Raw genomic sequence first — 19283 nt, forward strand, 5'->3', positions numbered from 1 at the left:
CGTCTTGCCTTCATTTAGTGCCAAGTTGCTATGGTTGGCCGCCAAGACGTTCACGCGTCGCTGGCAAAAGGCTAAGCTACGAAATAATCAGTGCAGGTTCGGCCTGCGCTCGTCACGTTTTTTATCAGTACGGAAGCCTCATGCGCAGTCGTCTCTTCAACTTTTTATCCTGCCTGCTTCTCACCAGCTGCGCCGTGCAAGCCGCCCATGGCGCAGACCTGACCCAACAACGCCAGCTCTACGACCAGGCCAAGCGCGCCTTGGCCAAAGGCGATTCCGGCCCTTACTTTCAAAATTCCGCAGCCTTGCGCAGCTACCCGCTTACGCCGTATCTGGCCTATGACGAGTTGACCGCACGCCTGAAGTCCGCAAGCAACACAGAAATCGAACAGTTTCTCGCCGCACATGGCGACCTGCCGCAAGCCAACTGGATGAAACTGCGCTGGCTGCGCTGGCTGGCAGACCGTGGCGACTGGGCCACTTTCGCAAAGTACTACGACCCCAAGCTCAACTTCACCGAGCTGGACTGCCTCAACGGCCAATATGAGTTGCAACACAACCGCAAGGCCGAGGGTTATGCCAGCGCAGAAAAACTCTGGATGGTCGGCAAGGCGCAACCGGCCGCCTGCGATGCCCTGTTCAGCCAATGGGCCGCGGCAGGCCAGCTGACCGAGCAAAAACGCTGGCAGCGGGTCAAACTGGCCGCTGAAGCACGTAATTACGCCCTGGCCACGCAACTCGCCAACGGCCTCAATACGCTTGGCCCACAAGCCCGGCTGATGATTGACGTGGCGCAAAAACCCGACATGCTCAGCCAGCCGTCACGTTTTGCCCCGGCCAGCGAGGCCATGTCTGACGCCGTAGGCCTGGGCCTGCGCCGCCTGGCACGTCAGGACCCGGAAAAAGCCGCGTCCCTGCTCGACACCTACGCCACCAACATGCATTTTTCCCGCGATGAAAAAGTCGCCATCGCCCGGGAAATCGGCCTGACGTTCGCCCGCCGCTACGACAGCCGCGGCCTGGACATCATGACCCAGTACGACCCCGAACTGCGGGACAATACCGTCACCGAGTGGCGCCTGCGTCTGCTGCTGCGTCTGGGCCGCTGGGAAGATGCCTACCAGCTCACCCGCAAACTCCCACAAGACTTGGCAACCACCAGCCGCTGGCGCTACTGGCAGGCCCGCAGCCTTGAACTGGCCGAACCCAAAAACCCGCAAGCTCAGGTCCTGTTCAAAAAAGTCGCCAACGAACGTGATTTCTACGGGTTCCTGGCCGCTGACCGGGCGCAAACCCCTTATCAACTCAACAACCGGCCGCTGGTGCTCAGCCCGCAACTGATCAAAAAAGTGCGCAATACGCCAGGCGTGCAGCGCGCACTTGAATTCCATGACCGCGGCCAGGTGGTCGATGGTCGTCGTGAGTGGTATTACGTCAGTCGCCTGTTCAGCCGTGACGAAATGGTCGCCCAGGCCAAGCTGGCTTACGACCTCAAGTGGTATTTCCCGGCTATCCGCACCATCAGCCAGGCCCAGTACTGGGATGACCTGGACATTCGCTTCCCGATGGCCCACCGCGATACTCTGGTGCGCGAAGCCAAACTCCGCGGCTTGCACTCCAGCTGGGTATTCGCCATCACCCGTCAGGAAAGTGCCTTTATGGATGACGCCCGCTCCGGCGTTGGCGCCAGCGGCCTGATGCAGTTGATGCCCGCCACCGCCAAAGAGACCGCACGAAAATTCAGCATCCCGCTGGCCTCGCCGCAGCAAGTGCTGAACCCCGACAAGAACATCCAGCTGGGTGCCGCTTACCTGAGCCAGGTGCATGGCCAGTTCAACGGCAACCGGGTGCTGGCTTCAGCGGCTTACAACGCCGGGCCGGGACGTGTGCGCCAGTGGCTCAAGGGTGCCAACCACCTGGGCTTCGACGTGTGGATCGAGAGCATCCCGTTCGACGAAACCCGCCAGTACGTGCAGAACGTGTTGTCTTATTCGGTGATCTACGGGCAAAAGCTCAATGCGCCACAGCCTGTAGTGGACTGGCATGAGCGCTATTTTGATGATCAGTGACAGGTAGCCTGTAGCAGCTGCCGAAGGAACGAGGCAGCTGCTACAGGGCTTGGCTACTCCAGGATTGTTACCGGCATGCCGACTTCCAGAACGCCATTACCCTCGTTAACCAGGTTCTGACCGAACATGGTGCCGTTTTCCTGCTTGCGGTAGGTCATCAGGGTCGCCAGCGGTTCGCGCTGTTCATCACGCACCCCTGTATGCGGATCAACAGTAGTGAGGATGCAGCGCGAGCAGGACTTGACCACGCGGAACTCGACATCGCCGATGCGGATACGCTTCCAGCCGTCTTCGGCAAAGGCTTCGCTGCCTTCGATCACCAGGTTGGGGCGAAAGCGCAGCATGTCCATCGGCCGGCCGATCTTGTGCGAAATATCATCCAGCGATGCCTGGCCAATCAGCAAAAGCGGATAACCATCGGCGAACGCAACCTGGTCATCATCCCGGCCGTAGCCCGACTCCGTGGTGCGCGCCCTTTGCAGTGGTACATGCACCAGCCGCACCGGCTTTTCTACAAAGCGGCTTAGCCAGTCAGCAGCAGCATCCCCTGCATCCGGTACACGCAAGGTGTCGCGCCATATCGTCACGCCACGCAGGTCGGTGTCGGCATCCGGCACTGCGACCTCCAGTGCCTCGAACCCTTCGGCATTCAAGGTCAAGCCACCGGCGACATTCCACAGCGCAGACAGCTGACTCATTTTGGGGTCGGCACGCTGGGTCAGAAACCGCCCGCTGGCTTCATCCACCAACATCCAGCGTCGATCGCCCACCAGCCCCAGCTTGTCCAGCGTGGCCAGAGGCAAGCTTTCACCCTTGCCGGATTTAAGTGGAAAACGATAAAGCGCGCTTAGACGCAGCATGACTCAGCTCCCTGCGGGGTTAAAAAAGCCACAGTATACGAGCCGATCACTGATGCAAAGGTGCGGGACTTCATGCAGGTTGTTGGTCCAGTATCAGGCGCTGACGTACGACATCCACCAGCTTGTCCGGCTGGAATTTGGACAGAAAATTGTCGCACCCGACCTTTTTCACCATCGACTCGTTAAAGCTGCCGGACAACGAGGTATGCAACACCACATACAGCGCGCGCAAACGCGGGTCATTACGGATTTCAGTGGTCAACCGGTAACCGTCCATTTCCGGCATTTCGGCATCGGTGAAGATCATCAGCAACTTGTCGGTCATTACCTGCCCGGTATCGGCCCAGCCCTTGAGCATGTTCAGCGCCTTCAAACCATCGCTGGCGATATGCATCTTGACCCCCAGTTGCGAAAGCGTTTCACGCAGTTGCGCCAGCGCTACACTGGAATCGTCGACCAGCAGCACTTCACGCCCGCGCACTTGCTCGAAGATCGGATCGGCAAGCTTCTCGCGCGAGACTTTGGCGTTGTACGGCACGATTTCGGCAAGAACTTTTTCCACGTCGATGATCTCGACCAATTGCTCCTCGACCTTACTGATGGCCGTCAGGTAATGACTGCGCCCGGCACTGGCGGGTGGAGGCAGGATGGCCTCCCAGTTCATATTGACGATACGGTCAACCCCGCCCACCAGGAAGGCCTGCACCGAGCGGTTGTACTCGGTGACGATAATGGTGCTGTCCGGGCCCGGCACCAGCGCACGCATGCCGATGGCCTGGGACAGGTCGATCACCGGCAGGGTTTTACCGCGCAGGTTGACCACGCCGCACACATGGGGATGGCGGTGCGGCATCAAGGTCAGTTTTGGCAATTGCAGGACTTCTTGCACCTTGAACACGTTGATCGCGAACAACTGCCTGCCGGCCAGACGAAACATGAGAAGTTCCAGTCGGTTTTCACCGACCAGTTGAGTGCGCTGGTCTACCGTGTCGAGAATGCCGGCCATGAGTAACTCCTGGGGTAGGTACTTGATGCCTGACCTTATCGGCCGGATTCCCAGGACCTTGATATCGTTTAGCTATCAACTAACCCGCAATTCTGACTGGCCCAGCAAAGGCGACCCCTGGGGCAAGTGGACCTTCAAAGCGCCCTTGCGCACGGCAAAGCGCATCGCATCGCCCGCAAGCGGCTCACCATCGAGGTTGATCGCCAGCCCTTCGGCGGCCTTGATCTCGACCCAGGGCAAACGCGCGCGGACAAACAGGTTATCCAGCCCCCAGCCTTCGGTCATCAGGCTCTTGAGCGTACCGACGATTTCCGTGGGTGCTGGCAAAATGCTGATATCCAGCAAGCCATCATCGACCAGCGCCTCAGGGCACAGGACTTGCCCGCCCCCGGCCTGACGACCGTTGCCGATGCCCAGCGCCAGCAACTCGCCTTGCCAGTGAAAGTCCGGCCCCTGTAGCTCGGCATAGGCCGCGTGCAGCTCAGTAAAGCGCGACAGCCCGGTAAACAGATAGGCCGCGCCGCCCAGTACCTTTTTCAGGTCTTCGGAGGTATTGGCGGTGACCTGGCTACCAAAGCCACCGGTGGCCATGTTCAAAAACAACTGGCCGTCGACTTCACCCAGATCGATGGGACAGGCTGGCACATCGAGCAAGGCCAGGGCTTGAGCGGGCTCCAGAGACACACCGGCCGCCCGGGCAAAGTCATTGGCGGTGCCCAACGGCAACAGCACCAGACTGGCCTCGGTATCGGCCAGTGCCATCGCCTCGCAAATATCACGCAAAGTGCCATCGCCGCCACCGGCAATCAGCCGGGTGTAGCCACCCTCCAGCGCCTCGCGTACCAGACGCTGCGCATCCCCGGCCTCCCAGGTCAACCGCACCGCCAGTTCCCACCCCGCCGCCCGCTGCTGCTCAACGGCAGCGCGCACGTCCTCGTTGAGCGCCTGCTTGCCGTGCAAAATCAAAAAAGCCTTACCTGCACTCATATTCCATCCCTCGACATAACGGTCTGATTGCTTGGACAACAGCCAGACCGAAAAGGCCCATGCACCCGTGATTTAACCTTCACGGCTCGATCAAAAGCGCAGAACCGGTCAGACTTCAACCCCTGTAAGTTGTCCAATGATTCTAGAGGCGTTCTGTATGAGCACACTGGTTCCCTGCATCACCGCCGGTGGCGCTGGCACCCGGCTATGGCCAGTGTCGCGCGAGGCCATGCCCAAGCCCTTTATGTGCCTGCCCGATGGTCAGAGCCTGCTGCAAAAGACCTTTGCCCGCGCATCCGGCCTGCGTGACGTTGGCCCGTTGCTGACCGTAACCAACAGGGAGGTGTTTTTTCGCACGCTTGATGATTACCGCGCACAGAACATGGACGACATCGAGCTGGACTTTATCCTCGAGCCATTTGGCCGCAATACTGCCCCGGCGATTGCCGCAGCCGCCTTGCAGATTGCGCAGCGCTACGGCGGTGATACGCAGTTGCTGGTGCTCCCCGCCGACCATCTGATCACCGATATTGCCGCCTTCGGCCGGGCCGTCGACAACGCCCGCAAACTGGCCGACGAGGGCTGGCTGGTGACCTTTGGCATACTGCCAACCCGGGCCGAAATCGGCTTTGGTTATATAGAAAAAGGCCAGAAGCTGAACCAGGATGGCTTTGAAGTGGCGCAGTTTGTTGAAAAACCGGACGCCAAAACGGCCCAGGGCTACCTCGACGGCGGCCTGCATCTGTGGAACAGCGGCATGTTCTGCATGCGCGCCGACAGCGTACTGCAAGAATTCAGGACCCATGCGCCTCTGGTACTGGATGCCGTGACCCACTGCCTTGATCACAGCCAGATGTTTGAGGGCAAACAACAACGCCACCTCGAACTGGACAGCCAGAGTTTCGCCCTGGTGCCCGATATCTCCATAGACTACGCCGTGATGGAGCGCTCGCAAAAAGTTGCCGTGGTGCCCTGCCAGCTGGGCTGGAGTGATATAGGCTCATGGCAGGCGGTGCGCGAGCTGACCCCGGCCGACGCCAATGGCAACCAGTGTACTGGCGAAAACGTACTGCACGATGTACACAACTGCTACATCGACTCGCCGAAACGGTTGGTGGGCGGGGTCGGACTAAACGACCTGATCATTATCGATACGCCGGATGCTCTGCTCGTGGCCGACGCCCGACGCAGCCAGGACGTCAGGCACATCGCCCGAACACTCAGACTCCAGGGCCACGACGCCTATCGCCTGCACCGCACTGTCACCCGCCCGTGGGGCACCTACACCGTGCTGGAGGAAGGTCCGGGGTTCAAGATCAAACGCATCGTGGTCAAGCCCGGAGCCGCGCTGTCCCTGCAGGTGCACCAACGGCGCAGCGAACACTGGATTGTGGTCAGTGGCAGGGCCGAAGTGAACAATGATGGCCTGGACTTCACCCTCGAAACCAACGAGTCCACCTTTATCAAACCCGGCAGCCCACACCGGCTGGGCAACACCGGGGAGGCTGATCTGGTCATGATCGAAGTGCAAAGCGGCGAGTATGTGGGCGAAGACGACATCGTGCGCCTGACTGATATCTATGGGCGCGCGCCTGTCTGAGATCATTGTGGGAGCGGGCTTGCTCGCGATGGCGATCACCCGCAATCGCGAGCAAGCCCGCTCCCACGGGTGACGCAACAGTGCTAGCCCAGCACTTCACTCAACGGGATAAACCCCACCCGGTCGCCTTCGGCCAGGGTGCAATCCTCAAGGACTTCCACCAGCCCTTCAGCCCATGCCGCGCTGCGCAACACGCCTGAACTCTGGTTTTTGTAAATCACCGCACGCCCTTGCTCCAAACGCCCGCGCAGGTACTCGCGACGATTGCCCGGCTTGGGCCAGACAAATCCTGCAGGCACCTGGAACTTCAGCGGTTCGACAGCCTGCACGCCTTGCAGGCGCAGCAGATAAGGCCGTGCCAGCAACGCGAACGTCACCAGAGTCGAGGCAGGGTTACCTGGCAGGCCGATCACCGGCACACCGCGAAAATGCCCGCAGGTCAGGGGTTTGCCCGGCTTGATTGCCAACTTCCACAGCGCCAGCTCGCCCTCTTCGCGCAACGCAATGCCCAAAAAGTCTGCCTCACCAACCGACACTCCGCCGGTGGATAAAATCAGGTCAACCGTTCCCAACTCACCCAACCGCTGGCGGGTGGCGGGCAAGTCATCAGGCAGAATCCCCCCATCGACCACTTCACAGCCCATGCGCGCTAACCAGCTGCACAGCACTATGCGGTTGCTGTTGTAGATTTGCCCCGGGCCCAACGGCTGCCCGGGCTCGATCAGTTCATCGCCAGTGGATAACACTGCCACCTTGACCCGTCGCATCACTCGCAGCTCGGCGCAGCCCAGGGATGCTGCCAGACCCTGCTCGATCGGCCCCAAGCGCGTCCCCGCAGTAAGGACTACCTCACCAATGGTGGTTTCCTGCCCTTTAGGACGAATGTTCTGACCTGCACGCAAGGCATGGGTAAATACCACTCGTCCGTCGACCTGCACCACGGCATTTTCCTGCATTTCGACGCAGTCCGCGCCCGCAGGTACCGGGGCACCAGTAAAAATGCGTGCACAGGTGCCTGGCGCCAGTGGCTCCGGGGCAGTACCGGCAAAAATTCGCTGGCTAACGGTTAGCGGTTCCCCGGACCAGTCGCCCAGGTTCAACGCATAACCGTCCATTGCACTGTTGGGCCAAGGGGGAAGATCAAGGCTTGCAATCAAGTCGTGGGCCAGTACGCGGCCATCCCCTGCGCCCACCGGAACCGATTCGGTGTCAAGGATCGGCGCCGACTCAGCCAGTGCCAGCAAACGCTCAAGTGCCACCTCGACGGGCATCAGCGCGCCGGTTCGACCCGGCTTATCCACGGGTTTCACAGGCCGGCGCCTGCTTCAAGTGGGCGACGAAGTTGCAGGGGCGATGACGGGAATCCAGTTGCTCGGCCAATATCCCGTCCCAACCGGTGCGTACAGCGTTGGTCGAACCCGGCAGGCAGCACACCAGCGTACCGTTGGCCAAGCCGGCAAGAGCCCGGGACTGCACGGTCGAAGTGCCGATATCGGCCACGGAGATCTGGCGGAACAGTTCACCAAAGCCATCTACTTGCTTGTCCAACAGACAACTGACGGCTTCTGGCGTGCTGTCCCGTGCAGTAAAACCTGTGCCGCCGGTAATCAGCACCACCTGCACCCCATCGTCGGCGATCCAGGTCGCGACCTGGGCGCGGATTTTATACAGGTCATCCTTGAGCAACACCCGTGCCGCCAGGTTGTGCCCGGCATCACGCAGGCGATCGACAAAAACCTGACCCGAAGTGTCCGTTTCCAGGGTTCGAGTGTCACTGACGGTAAGAACGGCGATATTCAAAGGTACGAAAGGTGCATCAACCTTGGCTTTCATAGACGAGGTCCAGTTGTAGGAGAAACAGCCCGGTGTTATATCACAGCGCTTCTTTTGCCTGGTTGCGCGGAGTTCCATATGAACCGGTTTCAATGCTCCATCTTGCTGCTGGCAGGTGGCCGTGGCCAGCGCATGGGCGGTCAGGACAAGGGGCTGGTGAGATGGCAGGGTCAGCCGCTGATCGCGTATGCCCAGCGCGTCACCCGCCCGCTGACCGATGACCTGATCATTTCGTGCAATCGCAACCACGAACAGTACACCCGCCTGGCCGATCAACTGGTCAGTGATGGCAATGATGACTTTGCCGGGCCGTTGGCGGGGATCCGCGCCGGGCTGGCCGTGGCCCGCCACTCACACTTGTTGGTGTTGCCCTGCGATGTACCGAAAATCGACCGCGGGTTGCTCGATGCCCTGCTGGACGCTGCCGCTCAACATCCCGATCAGCCGCTGATGGTGCGCCACGGGGAGCACTGGGAACCGCTGTTGTGCGTGATCCCCACAGCCCTGAAAGATGTATTCGAGGCCGCCTGGCAGGCAGGTGAACGCAGCCCGCGCAAAATCATGCTCCAGCTCAATGCACGGGCCTGGCAATGCGCCGAAAATGACCCGCGGCTGGCCAATTTCAATACCCCGGACTGGCTGAAATAATCCGCGCCAGTGTCTGCCTGGGGCTAGCAATGGAACTTGCAGACGATGTATACGTCTCAAGGACAGTAATCATTAACAGCACATTCACTTGTTGGAGATACACCATGACTCACCGGACTCTCGCCGCCCTGATGCTCGCTGCTGGCATGGCCGCCCTTGCCGGCTGCTCCTCGCCTTCGGTGATCACCCTGAACGACGGTCGCGAAATCCAGACTGTCGACGCGCCAAAATACGATGACGACTCAGGCTTCTACCAGTTCAAGCAACTGGACGGTAAAGAAACCCGCATCAACAAAGACCAGATTCGTACCGTTAAAGAGCTGTAATACCGCTCTCTGGTCTTAAAACAAAACCCGCCTTGTGCGGGTTTTGTTTTACCAGTCCAGATGAATCCTGCTCTCGAAAAGGCGTGCTTCTCCCGTGAGCGGATCAACAAAGCGCAAACTCTGGGCCAGCAGTTTCAGCGGCTCGGCGTAGTCATCGACAGCGTCCCTGATCACGTCCGGGTAGAACGGGTCATTGCATATCCCTGCCCCCAGCGCCGCCATATGCACCCGCAACTGATGCTTTTTCCCGGTGACGGGGTACAACGCATAACGCCACAACTCACCGTTTTTCTCACAAACGTCGACCAGGGTCTCGGTATTGCTGACGCCCGGCCCTTCTTTCATGCGGAAAAAAGGCTCGCCCTCCACCAGGCGGCTTTTATGCACCAGCGGCAGCTCAAGTTCAGGCAATGCGCGAGCAATGGCCTCATAGCGTTTGTCGATCTTGCGCGTGGGAAACAACGACTGATACGCCGAACGAGTGTCCGGATTGGCAGAAAACAGCACGAGGCCCGCCGTGTGCCGGTCGATACGGTGCAGGGGCACCAGATGGGGGTTGCCCAGGGTGCGGATCAAGCGCCGCAGCAGTGTTTGCTCGACATACTCACCGCCCGGGGTCACCGGCAGGAAGTGCGGTTTGTCCGCCACCACCAGATGCTCATCGGCATACAGGATGGTTTCCTGCACCGGAATGGGCGTTTCGTTGGGCACTTCGCGAAAGTAATGAATGCGCAGGCCTTCCCGGTACGCCAGCTGCGGGCTGATAGGCGCACCGTCGGCATCCAGCACCCGGCCACGGGCGATACGGTCAAGCCACTGTTCGCGGCTGATGGCACTGAAGTGTTCACTCAGGCAGTCGAGCACCGTCAACCATCTGCCTGGCGGCAGGTGCAAGGTACTGGCTTGATGCTCGGCGGCGATGAAAGGCTGGGACGACATAAAGGGTCTCGAGCGGAAAATGCAGCCGGTGATTATGCAGGTTTATCCAAGAAAATTGACCACCTGCGCAGTATCAAACGGCCAGCCCAACTCCTGGCCCGTATCGACCCGGCGCAATACCGGAATACGCAAGCCGTAGCTTTCAAACAACGAGTCGCTGTCAGCAATATCGACCAGCTCGACCATCAACCCATGCTCGACCAAGGGCATTAAAACCGCTTCGGCCAGTTCACACAGGTGACAACCCAGGGTGCCGAACAATTGGCATTCGGGAGGCATAAATAACGACCTTAGAAATAAAGTGTTTATCTTAAGAGCCTGGCCCGGTGACGTCGACCCGTAGCAGATACCCGCAGCCGTATGCCTGATTTGCCAATACAATCGCTCTATTCCCCTGCTTGCGACTACGCTTGACCCACATCAGCGACAGACCTTCGTATTTGCCGGATGCTCGCGACCTTTTTCCCGACCTGCCAAGGAAGCCTTTCGTGTTTGCCAATCTGTTAATCATCCTTGCCTCGTCACTGGTGGTCATTGCCCTGTTCCGGCGCCTGAAGCTGCCGCCGGTGCTGGGTTACCTGTGTGTCGGCCTGTTTGTAGGTCCCACCGCCCTCGACTGGATCAATGACAGCCCCGACCTGCCTGACCTGGCAGAGCTTGGAGTGGTGTTTTTGCTGTTTTCCCTGGGGCTGGAGTTCTCGCTGCCCAAGATGCTCAAGCTGCGTCGGGTGGTATTTGGCCTGGGCAGCCTGCAAGTGCTGTGTTCGGCAGTGGCGCTGGGCGGCCTGCTGTATGCCTTTGGCATGAGCCTTAACGGCGCGTTCCTGCTCGGTGCCGGACTCGCCCTGTCATCCACGGCGATCGTAAGTAAAGAGCTGACTAGCCTGGGGGAAATCTTCAGCCGTCACGGTCAGAATGCCATTGGCGTACTGCTGTTTCAGGACGTGGTCGCGGTACTGTTGCTGACCCTGGTGCCGGTGTTCGCCGGCAGCAGCGACCAGGCCTGGTATTGGGCCTTGCCGGTTACCTTGGGCAAGACTGTGATCCTGTTTCTGGGGCTGCTGTTTGCCAGTCGCTTCCTGCTGCCGCGCCTGTTCCACGAGGTGGCGGCGTCGCGCTCGGCAGAGCTGTTTGTGTTGCTGGCGCTGGTGATCGTGCTGCTCACCGCCTGGCTCACCCACCTGCTGGGCCTGTCCCCTGCGCTCGGCGCCTTCCTGGCCGGCATGCTACTGGGTGAAAGCCACTATCGACACCAGATTGAAGCCGATATCCGACCTTTCCGGGACATTCTGCTGGGTCTGTTTTTCGTCAGCATCGGCATGCTGATCGACCTGCAGCTTTTCATTCACCACGGTTTCCTGATTTTAGGCCTGACCCTGGTCCTGATGCTGATCAAGGGTGCCGTGGTCGCGATTCTGGTCAAGTTGCGTGGCAGCGACGGAGAAACCGCCTGGCGCAGTGGCCTGGCCCTGGCCCAGGGCGGTGAGTTCTGCTTTGCCCTGATGGCGCAGATGCAGAGCAACTCGCTGATCCCGGCGGATATGGCTGCCTATCTGCTGGCCGCTACGTTCTGCTCGATGCTGCTGACGCCCCTGCTGCTGCGCGCCGCGCCACTTATCGCAGCCAGCCTGCACCGGCAATCCTATGAAGAGGCGGAGCTGGAAGAAATCGCCAGCCAAAACGCCGAACTGCACGGGCACGTGGTGATGTGCGGCTATGGCCGCGTGGGCCAGTCCATTGGCCGTTTCCTGCGCAGCGAACACAAGGACTTTGTCGCGCTGGACTACGACCCCGATCGCATTGAGGAAGCAGCTAAAGCGGACAGCTGCGTGCACTACGGCGACGCCCGCCGGGGTGATCTGCTGCGCGCTGTAGGCCTGGATCGTGCGCGACTGCTGGTGATTGCCGTGGACAACACCGAGGTGGCCATGAGCGTACTCAAGGAAGCCCGGCTGATTACCCTCGAAGTGCCTATCCTGGTCAGGACCCGCGATGACAGCCAGCTCACCGAGCTGAAGGCCGCCGGGGCAACTGAAGTGGTACCGGAATTGCTCGAGTCGAGCCTGATGCTCGCCTCCCATGCCTTGATTTTGCTGGGCCTGTCAGAAAAAATCGTGCAACGCCGGGTCGACCAGGTACGCCATGACCGCTATCACCTGCTCGAAGGCTGTTTTGAAAGCGAAGACGCGCGGGAAGCTGCAATCCCCCGCGAAAACGACTGATTTAAGGTAAGGTTTTGCCTCTGTACACAAAAGACATCTCTGGCATTGCCCATCCAACAGCGTAAGCAATGCCAAGGAAACGAGTGAACCTTCACCGAAGGCCTACACTCGAACGATTATCAAGCCACTAATGGAGTGAATCATGGCCCGTAAAACAGCAAAGAATGCTCAAGAAATCCTGATGGCCGATTTCCAGACGCTGGTACTCGATGCCGAAAAGTTGCTGGAACACACCGCGTCCCTGGCCGGTGACCAGGCTGAAGAACTGCGCGCCCAGATAAAGGACAGCCTGTTCAAGGCCCGCGCAACCCTGGAAGAAACCAAGGAATCGTTGAAAGACCGCAGTCAGGCGGCTGTGGTGGCCACCGAAGATTATGTGCAGGCAAACCCTTGGCAGTCTGTGGGCATCGCGGCCGGTATCGGCTTTGTTCTGGGCCTGCTGGCAACCCGGCGCTGATATGACAGACGAATCCGGTTCCCCCCGTTCCTCACCGCGGCGCTTGGGTGCCGCATTCCTGGGTCTGTTGCACAGCCATGTCGAATTGCTGGGCATCGAACTGCAAGAGCAGAAGGCACGCACCGTCAGCCTGTTGTTGTTTGCCGGGCTGGCACTGGTGTTCGCGCTGTTGCTGCTGATCGGACTGTCGGCGCTGGTGATGATCCTGCTCTGGGACAGCTACCGCATCCCCGGCATTATCGGGCTTTGTGTGTTTTATACGCTGGCCGCGGTGTTCTGCGGGCTGCGCCTCAACGCCGCGATATTCGATGAATCCTCTCCTTTCAATGCCACGCTTGAAGAGCTGGCCAAAGACCGCGAGCGTTTGTTGCCATGAGCCTGCCTGAATTGCCGAAAAATGCTTCACGCCAGGAGTTGCGCAAAACCTTGATCCGCCTGCGCATGGAAATGCACCGGCAGGAGATTCGTCATGAGTCGCAACAACTGCTGCAACCCCTGCAAAAAATGCGCGGGATGACCAGCAACTGGCAGGAAACCCTGGGGATCAAGCATGCACCCTTGTGGGGTGTGGGGATTGTCACCCTGCTCGGGTTCCTGACCGGCAGAGGCGCCAAAAGCAAAAACACCGGGGGCACGTCACGCTGGATCAGCTTGACCACTGGCTTGATACCACTGATCAAGATGGTGATCCAGGCCTCGCGCAAGCCCTGAACAGAAAGCCTCCCCCCCTCCTTCTGTGGGAGCGGGCTTGCTCGCGATGGCATCGACGCGGTTTGACTGAAACACCGCGCTGCCTGCATCGTGAGCAAGCCCGCTGCCACATATGGCGCTCCTGATCATGCCTCCACTTGCGTCATCCGTTCTGAAACGAGAAGCTGCTGGGGCGCAAAACACAGGTCCATCCGGTCAACAGCAACGACCATATCCACACCCGCCTCACCCACTCCCTCGAAGTCAGTTGCGTCGGCCGCTCCCTGGGTGACAAGAAGCACCGGTTCGGCTGCTACCGAGCGAACTGTATTTAGGCTCCGCAGCCAAAAACGACCTTATTACAGGGTCAACAGCCAACTAGTTACAAATAAGAATATATAAGAACAAGAAGACGAAATTGTACCACTTAGGAATAACCTCAGTTTTTGCCAGGACAATTATAGAGCCAATACACCACTCTTCGAACAGCCCGTTCGAACTGATTAGGGATTTACGGTTGTTTGCATCACCAGCAAAACAAAGACACTAGCCATCGCCTGCCTATAAGTCACCTGCTCTACGCCTCTGGCGCAGCAGCGAAACCCATCCTGTTAGCCTCTAACGAACGCATAAAAGAATGAAGCCTCTACAGCCGCTTGATCAGGCTTTGGAAATTTGATAAGTTCCTGGCCCTCATCAAATAATGGCATTATGCCAGCCTCCCGCTTAATTTTTTGAATTAGTCGTTTTTTTATTGCTAGCAAGCTAAGGAATAGCCATGAGTAGAAGGCCCGCGTTCGATTGTGCAGCAGTCATTTTAAGGGACAAAACAGTCACCTCCCACACAAGCGGCTCAGTTACAACCACTAAGCAAGGCAACAACGTTTCAGTTAGTAACAATATAGGAACTCATGTCAAGCTTGAGGCATTGCTTGAGTTTCAGAACGGTGACTTGCTGCCAGCGATCCTCATTGACGAGAGTTTACATGCTCCTGTTGGCAAAAAAATTCTAATGGCTTTTAAAAGTGGTGAACCAGTCGCCTATCAAGTGACCCCGAATGGAGAGATTTACACACTCGGGTATATTAGCGAAAGAGAAACTTTTACTTTTCAAGACTTTATAATGTTTGCATTGCCGGGCGTAGGCACATTTTTTAGCCTGGCCTCACTTGCAGTTACGCAAACGTATTACGAGCACGGGGAATTCAAAACCTATAACGGCAACAAAATTGTTGTCGCCGCCGGACTCGCAGTGACTGCCCTTAGCGTATACATTGCCAAAGGATGGTTTGGCTATGTAGTAGGAACAGCCCTTACTGCCGTTGGATTTTCCATCTCTGCCATTATTGGAAACTCCAAAGCAAATGAGGGACGCAAGTTAATGCTTCGTGAAATAAAAAATGAATTCGACAAATTAAAAGCTGAATTGTGATACAAAAGGCCACTTAGGTGGCCTTTTCAATGAGAAGCACATTTGCAATCACATAATAAAACAGCTGGCTATTATGTACACGCAGGCTCAACGCTCCCCGCCCATACCATTAAACTGTCGAGCCAAGTGCATGGCATAGTTATCGGTCATGCCACTCACGTAATCCAGAACCTGCATCATTGCACCGTACTCCTTGGAAACACCCCCACTGGCGTCTAAATTATTCAAGTCCAGCCCAAGAAGCTCTACCACCCTTCTCGTCTTCGAATCAGCTACACCGCCCTTTCTGACATATTCCAAAGCAGCAGAGCAGCTAACGTTTAACAGCGTAGATATAGTGCTATAAGCCCCTATTTCTAACTCAACCTTCCTGGGATGCTGGAAGATTTCATCACGCGCAAGACCTTTGGCGGCGGCTACACACTCACGGACATTCTTATCACAAAGTTCTAAAATACCTAGAACCTTGCCAGTCATGATTTCATTATGGTTATTCATGAAAGCAGTCGCTCCAGCATCTACAAAAGCTGAAATAACTTTCCCACGAATCATAGAGAGCCTACGGCCAACCTTCATGCCTTGAATTTCTTTGACTAACTGATTCTTCTGGTGATCATCAAGGACAAGGCACAGTATTTCAAAGACCTTATCCCACTCAAGGATACCCATCTCTACACCATCCTCTAAATCAAGAATGGCGTAGCAAAAATCATCAGACACTTCCATCAAGTTAGCCAGTGGATGGCGACACCGCCAACCATCACCCAGCTTTAACAAGCCAGTAGCGTCCGCCACTTCATTGAACAAACCCAATTCAGAACAGTAAATACCATATTTGTTCTGAATAGGTCTTTGCCCATTAACAGCATCACCAGCAAGCCAAGGATACTTAATGAAAGCGCCAAGCGACGCATAAGTAAGACGCATCCCCCCTTCATAGGGATGATATTCCGAGGTCGTTAAAACCCTAAACCCTTGTGCATTGCCTTCAAATCTACGTAAATCAGTAGCTTCATTAAAAGGCAATTGTTCTATTATCTTCGCCCCAACATCATTGGTGAACCAGTGACGAATAGCTTCTTCACCTGTATGCCCAAAGGGAGGGTTGCCAATGTCATGAGCGAGACAAGCAGTCTGGACAATATCACCAATATCAGAAGCTGAATGTTGCTCAGGAATAAGTCTTTCATTCAGAAGTTCCTGGCCTACTCTCACCCCCAGGGTACGGCCTACACAAGCCACTTCCAAGCTGTGTGTGAGACGGTTATGAACGTGGTCATTAGTGGCAAGAGGATGAACCTGAGTCTTTCTGGCAAGGCGTCTGAAAGCTCCGGAGAAAATAACCTTGTCGTGGTCTGAGTGGAAAGGTGAACGGCCTAGCTCAGATTTAGGAGGACGACCGCCAAGACGGGTATTATTCAGCAACTTGTCCCAACTCATGCTTTCCATGCGTGCTCCCCAGTAATTGATAAACACCTAAGACCGTTGATTTATACCACGGTTCAAAACACACTTTAAGCTGATCAATTCAACCCTCCAACCTGGACCAAGCCCCCTACTTCAAAAAAACCCCAAACCATAAAAATAAAAAAGACCGCCAAGGCAGCCTTTTCTCTAGACGCCGTCACTAAAAAACAGTTCCATCATCAAGTGCAGACTTCAACTTGCTCTCATAGTTACTCTTATTAAATTGTTCAACCTTTTTATATTCCATTAACTTTTCCGGCCTACGATATTCGTCTGCACTTGAAAAAGCTTGGAATGCATTATCATCAGCCATCCTCACGTGCAATTGTAGCTCTCTTGATTCGTACCCGTAAAACTCAACAAAACCCGGAATCTCGCTTTGACGAGCAATCATCAGAGCCTCTTTAACTGGCTTATCATAAAGATAGAATGTGGCGGCCACCATGATTGCACCCCCCGTTTCAGTGTCATTTTTACCAAAATCAGGGTTTGCATACGGCTCAAAAACCACGCCACCATTCATGTCATCTGATTGACCAAGCCACTTATAACCTTCAAGCGATTTAGTGACTGACTTAATAGGGCCAGCGTACTGAACACTGGTTCTATCTTTATCAAGCTCTACTCGCTCAAAGGTTTCTGCTGATGCTGCAAACGACGAAACCGCAATCAACGACGCAAATACAACACTTATAATTTTATCCATTTTTTCCTTTTCCATTTAATAGATTGCATAAACCAATCAACGCTAGAACGGACAAATCCTATCACAAAACGATTGATTGTAAAATGCCACTACCCCCTACACAAAAATAAGTTCACAACCTGCTAACAACTTCTCCACTGCTATACCTGACAGTCAATCAGCAACAGAAAATTTAACATCCCCTTACAGCTAGCATCCCCCCTGACTAAAGCGCAGATTACAAACACCCCAGCTCACTCGACAAGCTATAATAGGTAGAGAAAGATCACGACTTATAAACACCTTCCCTAATAGCCCAACCTGACCACACAAAAGGAACTGGGTATTTTGCCGCCTATAGCCAGTCAACAGGAAGCAAATAGAGTTCACCGCACATAAAAAACACTTATTACTTAAGGAAAACCTTACATAAACCAACCCATCAAACACATATATACTCTAAACCTGAAGACCCTCAACGGCAGATCATGCCCTCTTCAAAATATCCAAAACTGCAATGATGTAACTAGCCTTGTCCATTTATCACCAAGAGAGGTTCCCAAACGCAAACGCAGCTTCTCCATGTGTCGAGTCCCTGCTGCTGAACCTGGTGGGCGATGATTTGCCTGAAACTTTTCGCCTGCTTGGCCCCAACGACTCACGACGGCGAAAACGGGCAATACTGCGCGGCAAGGCCATCGAACATCTGACCAACGCCGCTGCCCGGGCTTTTGTCGAACAACAGCAAGCACTGCCGGCACCAGGGGATCTGGTCGAGCATATGCACGGCACGGCCACGTTGCGTGCTGGACAACAAAGACATGGCACGCAAAAAATCTTCCAGGACAAATGCAAAACCTTGCATGAAACGGGTGCCTATACGTCCCTGGAAATCCTCCTCAATGCATTCTGTGGCGCCGCACTTGGGCAGCATGGCGGTCGTACCCCATCGTTCAAAACCGTCGGATCCTCGATTTGCTGGGCAACAATGCTCCCGACCCACAGTGGCCATTACATCGATCGTTTATGCGCATCAACGACTTTATTGCCGGCATGACCGACAGTTATGCCACTGAAATGACCAGAGCAATGACAGGTCACTCCACCCCCCGCCTGACAACCGCTGCCCTCCCCTGCCAAACAGGGAGGGCACGCAGCTCCACTTGATCAAACACTATGTTTACTACATGAAGTAGCAAGTAAGACTTTTCCATACACAGGAAAGAAATATACTCGCGCGCCCGGCGTTAAACTCAAAAAATCTTTAAACGCACATTTAAATACGCCTCTCCCCTTGTGTAATTAGTGAGCCATCGCCTTATTTTGCGTAGGATAATTCCCATACTACGTTTGTAGGCTCCCCGGTTCCTGCCCCAGCTCTTACATCTGAGCTAAGGTCGCGCTTTCTATTCAGCACCTTATGGGGAATCAATATGAACACCGTATTTATTGTCGACGACCATCCTGTAATCCGGCTCGCAATTCGCATGTTGTTAGAACATGAAGGTTATGAAATAGTCGGAGAAACCGACAATGGAGTAGACGCCATGCAGATGATCCGCGAGTGCACTCCTGATCTGGTAATTCTTGATATCAGCATCCCCAAACTCGATGGCCTGGAAGTGCTGTCACGCTTCAGCTCAATAAGCCCAGCCCTCAAGACGCTGGTTCTCACATCGCAGTCACCGACACTTTTCGCCATGCGCTGCATGCAATCCGGTGCAGCCGGGTATGTGTGCAAACAAGAAGAGCTGAGTGAGCTTACCAGTGCAATAAAAGCGGTATTTTCTGGCTACAACTATTTTCCAAGCCAGGCATTGACTTCTGAAACAAACGATCACAACAACTCATCTGAAATCGAGTTATTCAAACTTGTCAACGACAGGGAACTTATGGTTCTGAAGCTGTTCGCACAAGGCAAAACAAACAAGGACATTGCAGCCGGCATGTTTTTAAGCAACAAAACCGTGAGCACTTACAAAAAGCGCCTCATGCAAAAACTGAAAGCCCATTCGCTGGTGGAACTTATCGAGCTGGCAAAACGTAATGGTCTTGTATGAAA

Annotated in this window: 19 protein-coding genes and 2 pseudogenes; 12 read left to right on the forward strand and 9 right to left on the reverse strand. The window is 55.8% G+C overall.

The genetic code is table 11. The annotated features are described in order from the left end of the window. Positions 1 to 140 precede the first annotated feature (140 nt). On the forward strand, positions 141 to 2069 hold the full coding sequence (locus tag QN377_RS05445; protein WP_095019371.1) for a transglycosylase SLT domain-containing protein: 1929 nt from the start codon (positions 141 to 143) through the stop codon (positions 2067 to 2069). Between the two features lie 53 nt (positions 2070 to 2122). Here the strand turns inward: QN377_RS05445 and QN377_RS05450 are convergent, their stop codons facing one another. From QN377_RS05450 to yegS, 3 genes are all read right to left on the reverse strand, one after another. After that, the gene (locus QN377_RS05450) at positions 2123 to 2929 is read right to left on the reverse strand and encodes an MOSC domain-containing protein (protein ID WP_095002217.1); all 807 of its coding nucleotides are present in this window, start codon (positions 2927 to 2929) and stop codon (positions 2123 to 2125) included. A 70-nt stretch (positions 2930 to 2999) separates the two neighbouring features. Next, positions 3000 to 3935 (reverse strand): chemotaxis protein CheV, encoded by a 936-nt coding sequence (locus tag QN377_RS05455; RefSeq protein ID WP_095019373.1) that lies wholly within the window; start codon positions 3933 to 3935, stop codon positions 3000 to 3002. A 75-nt stretch (positions 3936 to 4010) separates the two neighbouring features. Further along, complete coding sequence (gene yegS, locus QN377_RS05460) at positions 4011 to 4922, reverse strand: lipid kinase YegS (protein ID WP_095002219.1); 912 nt, start codon at positions 4920 to 4922, stop codon at positions 4011 to 4013. Between the two features lie 157 nt (positions 4923 to 5079). On the opposite strand from yegS, the gene QN377_RS05465 reads away from it, so the two are divergent. After that, positions 5080 to 6522 (forward strand): mannose-1-phosphate guanylyltransferase/mannose-6-phosphate isomerase, encoded by a 1443-nt coding sequence (locus QN377_RS05465; protein ID WP_322213280.1) that lies wholly within the window; start codon positions 5080 to 5082, stop codon positions 6520 to 6522. Between the two features lie 83 nt (positions 6523 to 6605). Here QN377_RS05465 and glp read toward each other — a convergent pair whose 3' ends face one another. Both glp and moaB read right to left on the reverse strand, forming a co-directional pair. Then, on the reverse strand, positions 6606 to 7832 hold the full coding sequence (glp, locus tag QN377_RS05470; protein WP_095019376.1) for a gephyrin-like molybdotransferase Glp: 1227 nt from the start codon (positions 7830 to 7832) through the stop codon (positions 6606 to 6608). Continuing rightward, positions 7816 to 8355, reverse strand: a complete 540-nt coding sequence (moaB, locus tag QN377_RS05475) for a molybdenum cofactor biosynthesis protein B (protein ID WP_095002222.1) — start codon at positions 8353 to 8355, stop codon at positions 7816 to 7818. The genes glp and moaB overlap by 17 nt, the downstream gene beginning before the upstream one ends. Before the next feature lie 78 nt (positions 8356 to 8433). Here moaB and mobA point away from each other — a divergent pair, with 78 nt between their 5' ends. Together mobA and QN377_RS05485 are read left to right on the forward strand one after the other, a co-directional pair. Continuing rightward, a complete protein-coding gene (gene mobA, locus QN377_RS05480) occupies positions 8434 to 9003 on the forward strand; it encodes a molybdenum cofactor guanylyltransferase MobA (RefSeq protein ID WP_095019377.1) in 570 nt (189 codons plus the stop codon). A 104-nt stretch (positions 9004 to 9107) separates the two neighbouring features. Further along, positions 9108 to 9329: a YgdI/YgdR family lipoprotein gene (locus tag QN377_RS05485; protein ID WP_095002224.1), complete on the forward strand. Its 222-nt coding sequence runs from the start codon at positions 9108 to 9110 to the stop codon at positions 9327 to 9329. Between the two features lie 48 nt (positions 9330 to 9377). Here the strand turns inward: QN377_RS05485 and QN377_RS05490 are convergent, their stop codons facing one another. Both QN377_RS05490 and QN377_RS05495 read right to left on the reverse strand, forming a co-directional pair. Next, positions 9378 to 10268 (reverse strand): pseudouridine synthase, encoded by an 891-nt coding sequence (locus tag QN377_RS05490; protein ID WP_169916717.1) that lies wholly within the window; start codon positions 10266 to 10268, stop codon positions 9378 to 9380. A 42-nt stretch (positions 10269 to 10310) separates the two neighbouring features. After that, entirely contained in the window at positions 10311 to 10547 is a 237-nt protein-coding gene (locus QN377_RS05495; protein WP_095002226.1) for a glutaredoxin family protein, read from the reverse strand. 209 nt (positions 10548 to 10756) lie between these two features. On the opposite strand from QN377_RS05495, the gene QN377_RS05500 reads away from it, so the two are divergent. The 6 genes and pseudogenes from QN377_RS05500 (at position 10757) to QN377_RS05520 (ending at position 15069) form a co-directional block, all read left to right on the forward strand. Further along, a complete protein-coding gene (locus QN377_RS05500; RefSeq protein ID WP_095002227.1) occupies positions 10757 to 12490 on the forward strand; it encodes a cation:proton antiporter in 1734 nt (577 codons plus the stop codon). A gap of 142 nt (positions 12491 to 12632) precedes the next feature. Beyond that, positions 12633 to 12947 carry a DUF883 family protein gene (locus QN377_RS05505; RefSeq protein WP_095002228.1) on the forward strand — a complete coding sequence of 105 codons (315 nt, stop codon included), beginning with the start codon at positions 12633 to 12635 and terminating at the stop codon, positions 12945 to 12947. Position 12948: 1 nt separating this feature from the next. Next, a complete protein-coding gene (locus QN377_RS05510; RefSeq protein ID WP_095002229.1) occupies positions 12949 to 13323 on the forward strand; it encodes a phage holin family protein in 375 nt (124 codons plus the stop codon). Next, on the forward strand, positions 13320 to 13658 hold the full coding sequence (locus QN377_RS05515; protein ID WP_095002230.1) for a hypothetical protein: 339 nt from the start codon (positions 13320 to 13322) through the stop codon (positions 13656 to 13658). The genes QN377_RS05510 and QN377_RS05515 overlap by 4 nt, the downstream gene beginning before the upstream one ends. Positions 13659 to 13825: 167 nt before the next feature. After that, positions 13826 to 13927 (forward strand): annotated as a pseudogene (locus tag QN377_RS22830) (hypothetical protein); the annotation flags it as partial. 488 nt (positions 13928 to 14415) lie between these two features. Further along, positions 14416 to 15069: a hypothetical protein gene (locus QN377_RS05520; RefSeq protein ID WP_095002231.1), complete on the forward strand. Its 654-nt coding sequence runs from the start codon at positions 14416 to 14418 to the stop codon at positions 15067 to 15069. An 87-nt stretch (positions 15070 to 15156) separates the two neighbouring features. On the opposite strand, the gene QN377_RS05525 is transcribed toward QN377_RS05520, so the two are convergent. Continuing rightward, positions 15157 to 16518, reverse strand: coding sequence for a deoxyguanosinetriphosphate triphosphohydrolase (locus tag QN377_RS05525; RefSeq protein WP_306108787.1), 1362 nt, complete (start codon positions 16516 to 16518; stop codon positions 15157 to 15159). 178 nt (positions 16519 to 16696) lie between these two features. Further along, positions 16697 to 17257: a hypothetical protein gene (locus QN377_RS05530; RefSeq protein ID WP_141228814.1), complete on the reverse strand. Its 561-nt coding sequence runs from the start codon at positions 17255 to 17257 to the stop codon at positions 16697 to 16699. A 550-nt stretch (positions 17258 to 17807) separates the two neighbouring features. Here QN377_RS05530 and QN377_RS05535 point away from each other — a divergent pair. Beyond that, a pseudogene (locus QN377_RS05535) lies at positions 17808 to 18388 on the forward strand (deoxyguanosinetriphosphate triphosphohydrolase); the annotation flags it as partial. Between the two features lie 266 nt (positions 18389 to 18654). Next, the gene (locus tag QN377_RS05540) at positions 18655 to 19281 is read left to right on the forward strand and encodes a response regulator transcription factor (RefSeq protein WP_095002233.1); all 627 of its coding nucleotides are present in this window, start codon (positions 18655 to 18657) and stop codon (positions 19279 to 19281) included. Positions 19282 to 19283: the final 2 nt, after the last annotated feature.

The organism is Pseudomonas sp. CCC4.1, from assembly GCF_035019225.1.
GTDB classification, from domain to species: Bacteria; Pseudomonadota; Gammaproteobacteria; order Pseudomonadales; family Pseudomonadaceae; genus Aquipseudomonas; species Aquipseudomonas bubulae.